Origin of the sequence: Streptomyces sp. NPDC006643, from assembly GCF_042870175.1 — a bacterium.
GTDB lineage: Bacteria > Actinomycetota > Actinomycetes > Streptomycetales > Streptomycetaceae > Streptomyces.
On the sequence record NZ_JBIAHA010000024.1, the window covers coordinates 16,632 to 30,169 of the forward strand.

Annotated in this window: 12 protein-coding genes; 7 read left to right on the top strand and 5 right to left on the bottom strand. The window is 71.3% G+C overall.

Going from position 1 to position 13,538, the window contains the following annotated elements; genetic code table 11:
- Window positions 1–69 precede the first annotated feature (69 nt).
- The 5 genes from ACFYNU_RS29170 to ACFYNU_RS29190 all read left to right on the top strand — a co-directional run bounded on the left by ACFYNU_RS29170 (window position 70) and on the right by ACFYNU_RS29190 (window position 6,330).
- On the top strand, window positions 70–1,632 hold the full coding sequence (locus ACFYNU_RS29170; RefSeq protein ID WP_356591560.1) for a GMC family oxidoreductase N-terminal domain-containing protein: 1,563 nt from the start codon (window positions 70–72) through the stop codon (window positions 1,630–1,632).
- Window positions 1,632–2,702: a glycine betaine/L-proline ABC transporter ATP-binding protein gene (locus ACFYNU_RS29175; protein ID WP_356591562.1), complete on the top strand. Its 1,071-nt coding sequence runs from the start codon at window positions 1,632–1,634 to the stop codon at window positions 2,700–2,702. The genes ACFYNU_RS29170 and ACFYNU_RS29175 overlap by 1 nt, the downstream gene beginning before the upstream one ends.
- On the top strand, window positions 2,699–4,753 hold the full coding sequence (locus ACFYNU_RS29180; RefSeq protein ID WP_356591564.1) for an ABC transporter permease subunit: 2,055 nt from the start codon (window positions 2,699–2,701) through the stop codon (window positions 4,751–4,753). The genes ACFYNU_RS29175 and ACFYNU_RS29180 overlap by 4 nt, the downstream gene beginning before the upstream one ends.
- Before the next feature lie 140 nt (window positions 4,754–4,893).
- Window positions 4,894–5,850 carry a glycine betaine ABC transporter substrate-binding protein gene (locus ACFYNU_RS29185; RefSeq protein WP_388767630.1) on the top strand — a complete coding sequence of 319 codons (957 nt, stop codon included), beginning with the start codon at window positions 4,894–4,896 and terminating at the stop codon, window positions 5,848–5,850.
- A 123-nt stretch (window positions 5,851–5,973) separates the two neighbouring features.
- Entirely contained in the window at window positions 5,974–6,330 is a 357-nt protein-coding gene (locus ACFYNU_RS29190; protein ID WP_356591566.1) for a hypothetical protein, read from the top strand.
- Between the two features lie 71 nt (window positions 6,331–6,401).
- Here the strand turns inward: ACFYNU_RS29190 and ACFYNU_RS29195 are convergent, their stop codons facing one another.
- The 5 genes from ACFYNU_RS29195 to ACFYNU_RS29215 all read right to left on the bottom strand — a co-directional run bounded on the left by ACFYNU_RS29195 (window position 6,402) and on the right by ACFYNU_RS29215 (window position 10,834).
- Complete coding sequence (locus ACFYNU_RS29195; RefSeq protein WP_356591568.1) at window positions 6,402–7,454, bottom strand: LacI family DNA-binding transcriptional regulator; 1,053 nt, start codon at window positions 7,452–7,454, stop codon at window positions 6,402–6,404.
- Between the two features lie 74 nt (window positions 7,455–7,528).
- On the bottom strand, window positions 7,529–8,149 hold the full coding sequence (locus tag ACFYNU_RS29200; RefSeq protein WP_356591570.1) for a DUF305 domain-containing protein: 621 nt from the start codon (window positions 8,147–8,149) through the stop codon (window positions 7,529–7,531).
- A gap of 80 nt (window positions 8,150–8,229) precedes the next feature.
- On the bottom strand, window positions 8,230–9,177 hold the full coding sequence (locus ACFYNU_RS29205) for a DUF1996 domain-containing protein (RefSeq protein WP_388767633.1): 948 nt from the start codon (window positions 9,175–9,177) through the stop codon (window positions 8,230–8,232).
- 293 nt (window positions 9,178–9,470) lie between these two features.
- The gene (locus tag ACFYNU_RS29210) at window positions 9,471–10,196 is read right to left on the bottom strand and encodes an isocitrate lyase/phosphoenolpyruvate mutase family protein (protein ID WP_356591782.1); all 726 of its coding nucleotides are present in this window, start codon (window positions 10,194–10,196) and stop codon (window positions 9,471–9,473) included.
- Between the two features lie 122 nt (window positions 10,197–10,318).
- On the bottom strand, window positions 10,319–10,834 hold the full coding sequence (locus tag ACFYNU_RS29215; RefSeq protein WP_356591572.1) for a carboxymuconolactone decarboxylase family protein: 516 nt from the start codon (window positions 10,832–10,834) through the stop codon (window positions 10,319–10,321).
- 47 nt (window positions 10,835–10,881) lie between these two features.
- Here ACFYNU_RS29215 and ACFYNU_RS29220 point away from each other — a divergent pair, with 47 nt between their 5' ends.
- Both ACFYNU_RS29220 and ACFYNU_RS29225 read left to right on the top strand, forming a co-directional pair.
- Complete coding sequence (locus ACFYNU_RS29220; protein ID WP_356591574.1) at window positions 10,882–12,366, top strand: PLP-dependent aminotransferase family protein; 1,485 nt, start codon at window positions 10,882–10,884, stop codon at window positions 12,364–12,366.
- A gap of 50 nt (window positions 12,367–12,416) precedes the next feature.
- A complete protein-coding gene (locus ACFYNU_RS29225; RefSeq protein WP_356591576.1) occupies window positions 12,417–13,535 on the top strand; it encodes a protein kinase family protein in 1,119 nt (372 codons plus the stop codon).
- The last annotated feature ends 3 nt before the right edge of the window (window positions 13,536–13,538 follow it).

The following is a 13,538-nucleotide window of genomic DNA, read 5'->3' on the forward strand; positions in this document are numbered from 1 at the left end:
CAGCCTCATTACGCCTCATTACGCGCGAGAACCTTGAATCACCCCAGTGAAGTGGAGTAGACGACACCCATGGCCGAACACGACGCCGCATACGACTACGTCGTCGTCGGAGGCGGCACCGCGGGATCGGTGATCGCCTCCCGGCTCACCGAGAACCCCGACATCACCGTCGCCGTCATCGAGGGAGGGCCGTCCGACATCGACCGGCCCGACGTACTGACGCTCCGGCGCTGGATGGGACTGCTCGGCGGCGAGCTGGACTACGACTACCCGACGACCGAACAGCCGCGCGGCAACTCCCACATCCGGCACAGCCGCGCCCGGGTGCTCGGCGGCTGCTCCTCGCACAACACCCTGATCGCCTTCAAGCCGCTGCCGTCCGACTGGGACGAGTGGGCGGCGGCCGGCGCCGAGGGCTGGGACGCGGCGTCCATGGAGCCGTACTTCGGCCGGCTGCGCAACAACATCGTGCCGGTGGACGAGCGGGACCGTAACCCCATCGCCCGCGACTTCGTGGACGCGGCGCAGGCGGCGCTCGGTGTCCCGCGCGTCGAGGGCTTCAACAAGAAGCCCTTCCACGAAGGCGCCGGCTTCTTCGACCTCGCCTACCACCCCGAGAACAACAAGCGGTCGTCCGCCTCGGTGGCGTATCTCCACCCGTTCCTGGACCGGCCCAACCTCCATCTGCTGCTGGAGACCTGGGCGTACCGGCTGGAGCTGGACGGCACCCGCGCGTCCGGCGTACGCGTACGGGCCGCGGACGGCACCGAGTCGTACGTACGCGCCCGGCGCGAAGTCCTCGTCTGCGCCGGGGCCGTCGACACCCCCCGGCTGCTCCTGCACTCCGGCATCGGCCCGCGCGCCGACCTGGCCGCCCTCGGCATCCCCGTCGCACACGATCTGCCGGGTGTCGGCGAGAACCTGCTCGACCACCCCGAGTCGGTCATCGTCTGGGAGACCGACGGACCGATCCCCGAGAACTCGGCGATGGACTCCGACGCGGGCCTGTTCGTCCGGCGCGACCCGGAGTCCCACGGCCCGGACCTGATGTTCCACTTCTACCAGATACCGTTCACGGACAATCCCGAGCGGCTCGGGTACGAACGCCCCGCGCACGGCGTCTCGATGACACCGAACATCCCCAAGCCCCGCAGCCGCGGCAGGCTCTATCTGACCAGCGCGGATCCCGAGGTCAAACCGGCCCTGGACTTCCGGTACTTCACCGACGAGGACGACCACGACGGCCGGACCCTGGTGGACGGCATCAGACTCGCCCGCCAAGTCGCCGCCGCCGAACCGCTCGCCAACTGGCTGACCCGCGAGGTCTGTCCGGGCCCCGGCATCACCTCCGACGAGGAACTGAGCGAGTACGCCCGTAAGTGCGCCCACACCGTCTACCACCCGGCGGGCACCTGCCGGATGGGCGCGGACGACGACGAACTCGCCGTGGTGGGACCGGATCTGACGATCCGCGGTCTGACAGGCATCCGGATCGCCGACGCGTCCGTCTTTCCCACCATGCCGGCCGTGAACCCGATGATCGGGGTCCTGATGGTCGGCGAGAAGTGCGCCGAACTGCTCACCGCTACAGCCGACGCAGCCAACACAACCGCACCGGGAGGTGATGCGTGATGACCGCCACCGAACCGGTCTTCTCCGTACGCGATCTGTGGAAGGTCTTCGGACCGAAGGCCGACCGAATACCCGGCAACAAGGAGTACGCGGCGCTGTCCGCCGAGGAGTTGCGGAAACAGACCGGCTGCACCGCCGCCGTCCGCGACGTCTCCTTCGACGTCCGCGCGGGCGAGGTCTTCGTCGTCATGGGCCTCTCCGGCTCGGGCAAGTCGACCCTCGTACGCTGTCTGACCCGGCTCATCGAGCCGACCAGCGGGCAGCTGACCATGGACGGCGAGGACGTCATCGCCATGGACAAGAACCGGCTGCGCGAACTGCGCAGGCACCGCGCCGCCATGGTCTTCCAGCACTTCGGTCTGCTGCCGCACCGCTCCGTGCTCGACAACGTCGCCTACGGCCTGGAGATCCAGGGCATGGGCCGCACCGAACGGCGCGCCAAGGCCGCCCAGGTCGCCGCCCTGGTCGGCCTCGCCGGACTGGAGGACCGCCGCCCCGGCCAGCTCTCCGGCGGCCAGCAGCAGCGCGTCGGCCTCGCCCGCGCACTCGCCGTGGACCCCCAAGTCCTGCTCTTCGACGAGCCGTTCAGCGCACTCGACCCGCTGATCCGCCGCGACATGCAGGAGGAGGTCATCCGGCTGCACCGCGAGGAGGGCCGCACCATGGTCTTCATCACCCACGACCTGAACGAGGCGCTGCGCCTCGGTGACCGCATCGCGCTGATGCGCGACGGCGGGATCGTGCAGCTCGGCACCCCGGAGGAGATCGTCGCCAACCCGGCCGACGACTACGTACGCGACTTCGTCCGCGACGTCCCGCGCGAGCAGGTCATCTCCGTACGCCGCGCCATGCGCCCGGCGCGCGACGGCGAGGGCGAGTCCGGCGTCGCGCTGGGGCCCGAGACGCTCGTCTCCGACGCGATCGAGGCCGTCGCGCGCAGCGGCGCGTACTGCCGGGTCGTGGAGAACGGCCGCACGCTCGGCGTCGTCGGTTACGAGGAACTGCTCGCCGTCGTCGCCGGTCTGGACGACGAGGCGGAACCGGAGTCCAAGGAGGTGGCGGCGGTATGAGTGCCGCGCCGCCCAATCCGGTGTTCGAGAAGACCGACCGCCCACGGCCGGACGCCGGCGCCGGGAACGACGTACGTACGGCCAAGACCGACGCGTCCGGCGACGCGGCCCCCGGCCCCTGGGCCCGCCTCGCCGGCAACCCCCGCGCGATGCTGCTCGTCGCCGCCGTCCTCGTCGCGATCGTCGGCGCCGCCGTCACCGGCAGCGGAGCATGGCCGGCCGACCTGACCGTCGACGTACGCTCGCCGCTCGACGATCTCAACCGCTGGCTCGTCGACAACCGCACCACCCACCCCCTCTTCCTCTACTTCCTCCTGCACATCAGCAACACCGCCGAAAGCTCCGTCGACGGCGTGTTCAGCCTGCTGGAGAGCCTCGGCTTCATCGGCGTGACGCTGGCAGCCGTACTGATCGCCTGGTACGCCGGCGGCGCCGGCCTGCGCCGCCGCGCCCTGCGCACCGCCGCCACCGCGCTCGCCACCTTCGCGGTGATCGGGCTGCTCGGCATGTGGGAACCGGCGATGGAGACGCTGGCCCTGATGATCGTCGCCGTCGCCGTCTCGGCCCTCGTCGGCGCGCTCCTCGGGCTCGCGGCCGGGCTCTCCGACCGCTGCCAGCGCGTACTGCGGCCGGTCTTCGACACCATGCAGGTGCTGCCCGCCTTCTCCTACCTGCTGCCGTTCGTGCTGCTCTTCGACATCGGCATCCCGTCGGTCTTCGTCGCGACCGTCATCTACGCGGCCCCGCCGATGGCCCGGCTCACCGCGCTCGGGCTGCGCGGCGCGGACGCCGCCGCACTGGAGGCGTCCGCCTCGCTGGGCGCCGACGCCTGGCAGCGGCTGGTGACGGCGCGGCTGCCGCTCGCCCGCAAGCAGATGCTCCTCGGCCTCAATCAGACGATCATGATGTGTCTGTCGATGGTCGTCCTCGCCTCGATGATCGGCGCGGGCGGGCTCGGCGACGAGATCTTCACGGCCCTGTCCACCGTCGATGTCGGCCTCGCGCTGCCCGCCGGAATCGCCGTCGTCCTGCTGGCGATCTGGCTGGACCGTACGACGGCGGCGGCCGGCGAACAGCTCGAAGACCCCGACGCGGGGCGCCGCCCGAAGTGGTGGGTGCTCTGGCCCGGGATCGTCGCGGCCGTCGCCGGCGGCGCCGTGCTCGGAGCCGTACTCGGCCGCAAGGAGTGGCCGGAGGCCTGGACCGTCGCCATCAGCGAGCCGGTCAACACCGTCGTGGACTGGATCGAGCGCGAACTGGGCTCCGGCGTACCGGTGTTGGGCGGCACCCTCACCTGGTCCGAGGGCTTCGCCAACTACGTCATCAACCCCGTGCGCGACGCGCTGCTCGCCACCCCCTGGTGGGCGCTGCTCCTGGTCGCCGGTGTGCTGGCGCTGCGGACCGGCTGGAAGGCCGTCGTCACGGTGGTGTTCTCACTGGCCGCGATCGGCGCGATGGGACTCTGGGACCGCTCGCTCGACACGCTCTCGCAGGTCCTCGCCGCGCTCGTGGTGACCCTGCTGCTCGGCTTCGCCGTCGGCATCCTCGCGGCGCGCGTCGAACGGGTCGAGCGGATCATCCGGCCGGTGCTCGACATCATGCAGACGATGCCGCAGTTCATCTATCTCATCCCGGTGATCGCGCTGTTCAGCGGTGGCCGTACGGCGGCCGTCGCCGCCGCCGTCGTCTACGCGCTGCCCGCCGTCGTACGCATCACCACCCAGGGAATCCGGCAGATCGACCCCTCCGCACTGGAGGCCGCGCGCTCGCTCGGTGCCGGTACCGGGCAGCAACTGCGCCAGGTTCAGCTGCCGTTGGCCCGGCCCGCGCTGCAACTGGCCGTCAACCAGGGCGTGGTGCTGGTCCTGGCCATCGTCGTCATCGGCGGCATGATCGGCGGCGGCGCGCTCGGGGTCGACGTGGTGCGGGGCCTGGCCAAGGGCGACCTCGGCCTCGGTATGACGGCCGGTATCGCGATCGTCTGCCTCGGGCTGCTGCTGGACCGCATCTCGCAGCCGAGCGCGGCGGCCAAGGAACGCGCCCTGAGGTGACCGGCGGCCGGCTCCCCGGCTCCCGCACCGGCTCAACCACTGAGTCGACCACCGACTCGACCACTGAGTCGACAACCGACTCGACCACCGACTCAACAACTGAATCCACAACTGAAATCGCGAACAGAAAGAACTACGACGTGACCCACAGCAAGCGGATACGCACCACCCTGGTCGCCGGAGCCGGCGCGCTCGGCATGCTCGCGCTCAGCGCGTGCGCCGCCGAGACCGAGTCGAAGTCGGCCTCCGACGAGGTCACCCTGACCGTCCCCTCCTGGGTCGGCGCGCGCGCCAACGCCGAGGTCGCCAAGGTGATCATGGAGCAGGAGCTGGACGTGAAGGTCGAGCTCCAGCAGCTCGACGAGCCGGTCGCCTTCGACGCGCTCAACAACGGCAAGGCCGACGCGATCCTGGAGGACTGGGGCGGCTCGCCGAAGAAGGAGAAGCTCTACATCGAGGACAAGAAGACCATCGTCAAGGGCGGCGACCTCGGTGTCGTCGGCCACATCGGATGGTTCGTCCCCAAGTACTACGCGGACGCCAACCCCGAGGTCACGGACGCGAAGAACCTCAACAAGTTCGTCAAGGACTTCAAGTCGGCGAACAGCGGCGACCAGGGCGAGTTCCTGGGCGCGGCCCCCTCGTACACGACGTACGACGAGCACCTCGTCAAGAACCTCAAGCTGGACCTCAAGATCAAGGAGACGGGCAACGAGGCCGCCCAGATCAAGGAGATCCAGCAGAAGTACCGCGACAAGCAGCCCTTCATCACCTACTGGTGGGACCCGCAGTGGCTCAACGCGGACATCGATCTGGTCGAGGTGAAGCTGCCCGCGTACGAGGAGGGCTGCAACGTCCCGGAGACGGCGACGGACTGCGCGTACGCCAACACCCCGCTCCAGAAGTACCTCAACGCGGACTTCGCGAAGGACGGCGGGGACGCCGCCGAGTTCATCAAGAACTTCAAGTGGACCACCGAGGCGCAGAACGAGGTCGCCAAGGCCATCGCCAAGGACAAGAAGAGCGGCCCCGACGCGGCCGAGCAGTGGGTCAAGGCGAACAAGTCCACCTGGGAGGCCTGGCTCCCGAAGAAGTAACCCGTCGCACCCGCGCGGACGGCCCGGAGGGCTCACCGGCTCCGGGCCGTCCGCGCGGGTGCGTACCTCAGAACTGGCTCAACTCTCTTGAGATCGCGGATACGCGACGGACAGGATCCAACGATGAAGCTATTCGGGCAGGACAAAGAAGAGTTCACCGTTCTCGTCGTGCGCGAGGCCGACGAGATCGCCGAGGCGGTATCCCAGGCGTTGAAGACCGCCGGTCCCGAGGAGCGGCCGGGGCTGGAGCGGGCCGCCGCACTGCTCGCCGCGGTCCGGGAGACCACCGACGCCGAGCTGCGCGGGAACTGGACGCGCCGGAAGCTCGCGGAGGCGGGGGTGAAGGGGCGCGCCGACTCCGTATCGGCGGTGAAGGCGCTCCGGGAAGCCGAGCCGGGACTGAGCCTTCTCCAGGCCACACGGCTGTCGCAGGAGGCCGCCGCGCTGGAGGACGAGGAACGGCACCGCCGCAGCGCCTGAATGCCCGAACGCGTGAGTTCTTGAACGGCCTTACGGAGCACGGGCGCCGGGGCGCGGCGTGTCGAGGGGCGTTACGCCGACTCCCGCACCACCAGCGTCGGCGTGAAGATCATCGAGGGAAGCGGACCGCTGCCGGGCGCGGCGATCTGCTTCAGCAGCAGCCTGGCCATCTCCGAGGACATCTCCTCGACCGGCTGGCGTACCGTCGTCAGCGCCGGATCGCAGGTCAGCGCGGCGTTGCTGTCGTCGAAGCCCACGACCGCGACCTCGTCCGGCACCCGTCTGCCGGCCCGGAGCAGTACCGGCAGCGCGCCCAGCGCCATCAGGTCGGAGGCGATGAACACCCCGTCCAGGTCGGGGCGTTCGGCCAGCAGACGCCGCATCGCCGCCGCGCCGCCGGTGTGTGTGAAGTCGCCCTCCGCGACCGTCACGTCCTCGATCCCGTACGAGGCCATCGCGGCCCGGAACCCTTCGAGCCGTTCCTGCCCGGCCGGCATGTCCTGCGGCCCCGCGACCGTACCGATCCGGCGCCGCCCCAGCTCCGCCAGCTGCCCGGCCGCCAGCCGCGCGCCCGCCGCCTGGTCCGCCTCCACGTATGTGAGCGGCGACGGCTGCCCCGGCCGGCCCGCCAGCACGGCGGGCAGGCGCGTCTCGTGGACCAGCCTGGGCAGCGGATCATTGGCGTGCGACGAGATCAGGACGATGCCGTCGACATGGCCCTGGCGCAGATACGAGAGCAACTGCTCGCGCGACGCGGCGTCGTCCGCCAGCATCAGCATCATCTGGACACCGGCCGGCCGCAGCACGTCGAGCAGCCCGCCCACGACCCGGCCGAAGTACGGGTCCGAGAACATCCGGCCCACGAACGGCTCGGCCACCGGCCGCCGTTCCTGCTCGGAGACGACCAGCGCGACCGAGTCGGTGCGGCGGGTCACCAGGGCCCGCGCGGCGCGGTTCGGCACGTAGTGCGTGGTCGCGATGGCCTCCTCGACGATTCGGCGCAGCGCCGGGTCCACCGTTGTCGCACCGTTGATCACCCGGGACACCGTGGCACGTGAGACGCCTGCGACGGCGGCCACGTCCTCCAGGGTCGGGCGCACGGGCGGGGAGGCGTCGGCAGTCATGCAGCCTTTATACCGGTTGGTACTTGGCGCCCAGACCGGGTCCCCGGGCCGACGACACCCCCTGCGGACGCGTCCTAGGGCGCGACGCGTTTCAGGGCGTCGAGTTCGTCCGCCCTTGACTCGACGAGCGCGGCGGCGAGCTTCTTGGCCGCCGCCTCGCTGCCCGCGTCGACCTCGGAACGGGACACGCGCGCGGAGTGCTCCAGATGTTCGCGGATCTGGACGACGAGCACCTTCTCGAAGGCCGCGCCCTTGGCGGCGCGCGCCTGCGCGAGATCGCCGGGCGTCACCATGCCGGGCATCTCATGGCCCTCGTGGACGTTGGTGGCGGGGAGGCCCAGCCGCTTCAACAGCGGGCGCATCCGGTCGAGTTCGGCGCGGTGCGCGGCGGCCAGGTCGGTCGCCCAGCCGCGCAGCCCGGGGTCGGTGGAACGGTCGGCCGCCATCGTCAGCAACTCGACCGCGCCCTCGTTCATGGGTGTCATGAGCTGGATCCACGCGGCGTCGGTCGCGCCGGAGGGGGTGCTGACAGGAGTGCCGGTGGGGGTGGCGGCGGGCGTGCTGGGCGTGCTGGGGGGCGTGCTCACGGGAGTCGGCTTCGCGCGCGGGTCCGTCTTCTGCTCCGAGGCGGCCGAGCAGCCCGTCATCACCAGGAGGGCGACGAGCGCCGCCGCCGTGGCCTGTACCACCTTCATGGGGAGTCCTTGGGTGTGTGGTGGGCGGACCGGACGCCTGTCCGGGACTGTGCGGCCCCGGACAGGATCGGACCGGTCCGTCAGGAAGGCACTCCGTTCGCACCGCACTTGATGATGGGACGGATGCAGTCACGTACGCGCCGCTCCATCTCCGCCGCGGGCCAGACGTTGAAGAAGTCGCCGTGCATCGTGTAGCCGCGGCCCGACGCCAGTGACAACCGGGCCGGATCGCCGTTCACCGGATACCTGAGCACCTGCCGCAGCTTCGGCACCGGCACCGGGTGGGTCGACGGGCAGGCGCCCGCGACCGGATACGACATATGGCTCTTGTGGTCGGCCGAGTCGAGGTCGCGGCCGTTCCAGCACTGCGGGAAGTCCAGATACGACTCCAGCATCGCCCCCGGCGGACAGTTGACGAAGTCCGTCGACGGGTTGACCTCGCCGTGGTGCAGACACGACCAGCGCGCCCGGGTGTTGTCGTTCGGACCGGTCGCCTTGGCGTTGCCCGCCACGATCCGCAGTCCGTACGGCAGCGGCTGGGTCTGGGCGATGATGTCGTCCCGTACGCCCTCACCCAGGTAGTAGAAGGTGGTGCCGGTCGGCTCCACCTCCTTCGTGCCGTCGTACAGGGTCGGGACCCAGTACGAGGAGAGGTCCTCCTTCGGCGAGCAGGTGGTGCGCCCCTTCGCCAGACTGTTGACGTCGGAACGGCCGTTGGTGGTGTCGTTGCCGAAGAAGCTGTGCATGTGCGAGGCACCGGGCAGCCCGGGGAACACGATCGGGTCGTCCGGGAGTCGGTGGCTGTACGGACATTCGGCGAGGAACTCCGAGACACGGACGACCGCGGCGCCCTTGGTACCCGCCTGCCCGGCCTTGTCGGCGGAGACGGACTCGGTGCTCGCACTGCTCATGTTGGCCTGGAGCAGCGACGCGGTGAGCGCGACGAGGGCCAGGGCGACGACGCGTCGGCGCCAGGACGCCAGTCCCGTTCGCAGGGAACGGGTGGTGCGGGAGGGTCTGTGGAGCACGGCACTCCAATCTGAGGAATGGGGGGTTCCTTGAACCTTGTTCCTTGTTCCTTGATCTTCGATCACATCAGAGAGCGCTCTCTAGGGCTGAACGTAAGAGCGGGTCACAGGGGTGTCAATAGCTGCGGCAAGCACTGTCAAGTAGGCCTGTACTCAGGCGAGTTGGTGCCTATGAGAGTGGGAGAGCGCTCTCTCAATATCACCGTCCGTGATGCGCGGTATGGCAGTCGGCGGACATGCAGAAGGCCCGGCGGACGAATCGTCCGCCGGGCCCTCGGCCCCCCGTCGGTGGCTCAGGAACGCAGCCGGGCCGCGCCCTCCCGTACCGCGGCCATCGCCTGTCGCTGGAGCCCCGGACCGAACGTGACGCGGGTGGCACCGAGCCTGCCCAGCTCCGCCGGCGCCGCCGCACCGCCCGGCGCCGCCCCGATGTTGATCGGGCCCTCGATCCCGGCCCGCAGGGTCGGGACCGCCTCCGGCGGGGCGGCGATCGGGTACACGCAGTCCGCCCCGGCGGCGACGTACAGACGGGCGCGCACGACGGCCTCGGCCGGATCGCCCACGCCACGGATGAACGTGTCGACGCGGGCGTTGACGAACAGCCGGTCCCCGGCCGCCGCCCGGACCTCCGCCAGCCACTCCGCGTGCCGGTGCGGGTCCTTGAGGGCGCCGTCGGCGGAGTCCTCCAGATTGCAGCCCACCGCGCCCGTGTCGAGCAGGCGCGCGACCAGCTCGGCCGGCGCCAGCCCGTAGCCGTCCTCGATGTCCGCGCTGACGGGCACGGGCCGGTCGCCGTGGGAGACGGCCCGGACGATACGGGCCACCGCCGCGAACATCTCGTCCGGCGGGGTGGCCCCGTCCTCGTACCCGAGCGACGCGGCGACCCCCGCGCTCGGCGTGGCGAGCGCCGGGAAACCGGCCTCCGCGAAGACGCGCGCGCTGCCCGCGTCCCACGGCCCCGGCAGGACGAGCGGGTCCTCGGGGGACCGGCCGTGGTGCAGGGCGCGGAAGGCCGCCACGGAGCCGGGCGCCGCTGCGGGGTCCGGCTCTGCGGCGGGGTCCGGCGCCGGCTCCCGGTCGGGCGCCGGCTCCCGGTCGGGCGCCGGCTCTTGGCCGGATGCCGTCACGTGGCGGGGTGCCGTCACTTGTACGACCCCGGGGTGTAGTGGCCGGGGACCATGCGTGTCGTCACGGCGAAGCGGTTCCACGCGTTGATGACCGTGATCGCGCCGATCAGATACGCGAGTTCGGTCTCCTCGAAGTGCGCGGCGGCCCGCTCGTACACCTCGTCCGGCACGAAGCCGTCCGTCAGTACGGTGACGGCCTCGGTCAGCTCGATCGCGGCGATCTCCTTCGCCGAGTAGAAGTGGCGCGACTCCTGCCAGGCGCTGAGCTGGACGATCCGCTCCATCGACTCCCCGGCGGCCAGCGCGTCCTTCGTGTGCATGTCGAGGCAGTAGGCGCAGTGGTTGATCTGCGACGCGCGGATCTTCACCAGTTCGTACAGCACCGGGTCGACGCCCCGGCGCACCGCCGTCTCCAGACCCGACATCGCCCTGGACACGTCGGGGGCGAGCTTCGCCCAGGTCAGACGGGGCTCATGGGCGGGGAGGCGGTCGGCGGCGTGGTCGTGGTGGTGGTTGTCGTTCGTCGTCATGCGTACGACGCTACGCGCTCGATGGCACAACGGTATGGTCCATTCCCATGACCGAATCGTGGGCCAATGCGGCGAGCGGCAAGCAGCGGGTGACCGCCGTCACGGTCGGCGCCGATCTCCACCTAGAGCTGCGCGGTCCCGGGCTCCGTACGGGGCTGATGGACGCCCTGCGCGAAGCCGTCCGTACGGGGAGGCTGACGCCCGGCACCCGGCTGCCCTCGTCCCGTACGCTCGCCGCCGACCTCGGCATGGCGCGCAACACCGTGGCCGACGCCTACGCCGAACTCGTCGCCGAAGGCTGGCTCACGGCCCGGCAGGGCTCGGGGACGCGCGTCGCCCGGCGGGCCGCGCCGCGCACGCCGGCGCCGAGCGGCCCACCGGCCCGGCCGGTCCACCGCAGGCCCACGCACAATCTGCGGGCCGGTACCCCCGACCTCGGCTCCTTCCCACGCGCCGAATGGCTCGCCGCCTCGCGCCGGGCGCTGACCGCCGCCCCGAACGAGGCCTTCGACTACGGCGACCGGCTGGGGCGCGTCGAACTGCGTACCGTCCTCGCCGACTATCTGGCCCGCACCCGCGGGGTGTACGCGGATCCGGGGCGGGTCGTCCTCTGCTCCGGGTTCGTGCACGGCCTGGCGCTGATGGCCCAGGTGCTCGCCGCACGGCGGGGGAGGGGCGCGGGGAGCAGCGCGGGGCGGACTCGCGCGGCGGTGGGCGTCGAGTCGTACGGGCTCGACTTCCACCGGACCATCCTGACGGCCGCCGGACTGCGTACCCCCGCCCTCCCGATCGACGAACTCGGCACCCGCACCGAGGAGTTGACCTCCGGGCAGGGCGAACTGCGCGGAGCCGACGCGGTGCTGATGACTCCGGCGCACCAGTTCCCGACCGGCGCCGCGCTCCATCCCGACCGGCGCGCGGCCGTGGTGGACTGGGCGCGCGGCGCGGGCGGACTGATCCTGGAGGACGACTACGACGGGGAGTTCCGCTACGACCGGCAGCCCGTCGGTGCCCTTCAAGGACTGGACCCGGAGCGGGTGGTGTATCTCGGTACGGCGAGCAAGTCGCTCGCCCCGGGGCTGCGGCTCGCCTGGATGGTGCTGCCCAAGGCGCTGGTGGGGGCGGTGGTCGAGGCGAAGGGCGAGGTCGCGGCCGTGCCGAGTGCCATGGACCAGCTCACGCTCGCGGAGTTCATCTCCTGCGGCGCGTACGACCGTCATGTGCGCTCCATGCGGCTGCGCTACCGGCGCCGGCGCGACCAACTGGTCGCGGCGCTGGCCGAACACGCGCCGGAGTGCCGGGTGACCGGGATCTCCGCCGGGCTGCACGCGGTGGTCGAACTCCCGGCGGGCGCCGACGAACGCACCGTGATCGAGGCGGCGGCCTGGCAGGGCCTGGGGATCCAGGGACTCTCCGGCTTCCGGCACCCCTCGGTCGCACCGGGGCGCGACGCGCTGGTCGTCGGTTACGGTGCCCCGACGGACAGCGCGTGGGCGGGTGCGCTGGACGCGCTCTGCCGGGTGTTGCCCTGACGACGATCCGAGTCGAGGAGCCGAGGAGCCGAGGAGCCGAGGAGCCGAGGATGCACGACCCCGACGGACAGGCACCACCGGCAGGGACCTCACGTGGCGCCCGGCTGGCCGTCCATGGCGCTGTCGGCACCGCGCTCTCCCTGCTCGGTGACCGCCGGCTCGCCGAGGTCGTGGCCGGCGCCGTCCCGCTGGGGTCCGGCGTGGGCGGGCGCTCGGCGGTGCTGGACGTCGAAGGGACGCGCGTCTTCGTCAAACGCGTCCCGCTGACCGACCTCGAACTGCGGCCGGAGCATCTGCGGTCGACTGCCAACATCTTCGAGCTGCCGCTCTTCTACCAGTACGGCATCGGCTCCGCCGGATTCGGCGCCTGGCGTGAACTCGCCGCGCACACCATGACCACCAACTGGGTCGTCGGCGACGCCGACGCCTACCCGGGCTTTCCGCTGATGTACCACTGGCGCGTCCTGCCCGACTCCGGTCCCGACGGCTTCATGGACGAGTTCGGCGGTCTCGACAAGGCCGTCGCGCACTGGGACGGCTCGCCCGCCGTACGCCGTCGGCTGGAGGCGATCGCCGGGTCGACGGCCTCTCTGGTGCTGTTCCTGGAGTACGTACCGCACACGCTCGCCGGCTGGCTGGCGGACCGGCGGGCCGCCGCGGCGGCCGGGGACGCGGAGGCGCCGCCGTACCCCTGGATCGAGGAGACCCTGATCCGGGGCGCCGACTTCATGGGCGCGCGCGGGCTCGTGCACTTCGACGCGCACTTCAGGAACGTCCTGACCGACGGGCGGCTGATCTACTTCGCCGACTTCGGACTCGCCCTCGGCTCACGCTTCGAACTCGCCCCGCCCGAGCGGGACTTCCTCCACGACCACCGCTCCTACGACCGCGGCTACCTCACCACTCATCTCATCCGCCACCATCTGCTCGACGGGGAGCGCGACAACGCGGAGCACGCCCGGTTCCTGCGCGACTGGGCGGCCGGCCGCCGCCCCGACGGCATACGGGCCGACATCGCCGGGCTCCTCGACCGGCATGTGCGCTCGGCGGTCGTACTGGAGGACTTCCACCGCCGTCTCCTCGGGGAGAGCAGACGGACCCCGTTCCCGAAGGCCGCGATCGAGCGCACCCTCGGGCCCGCCTCGGGCCGGGGCCGGGACCGGCGCTAGGGC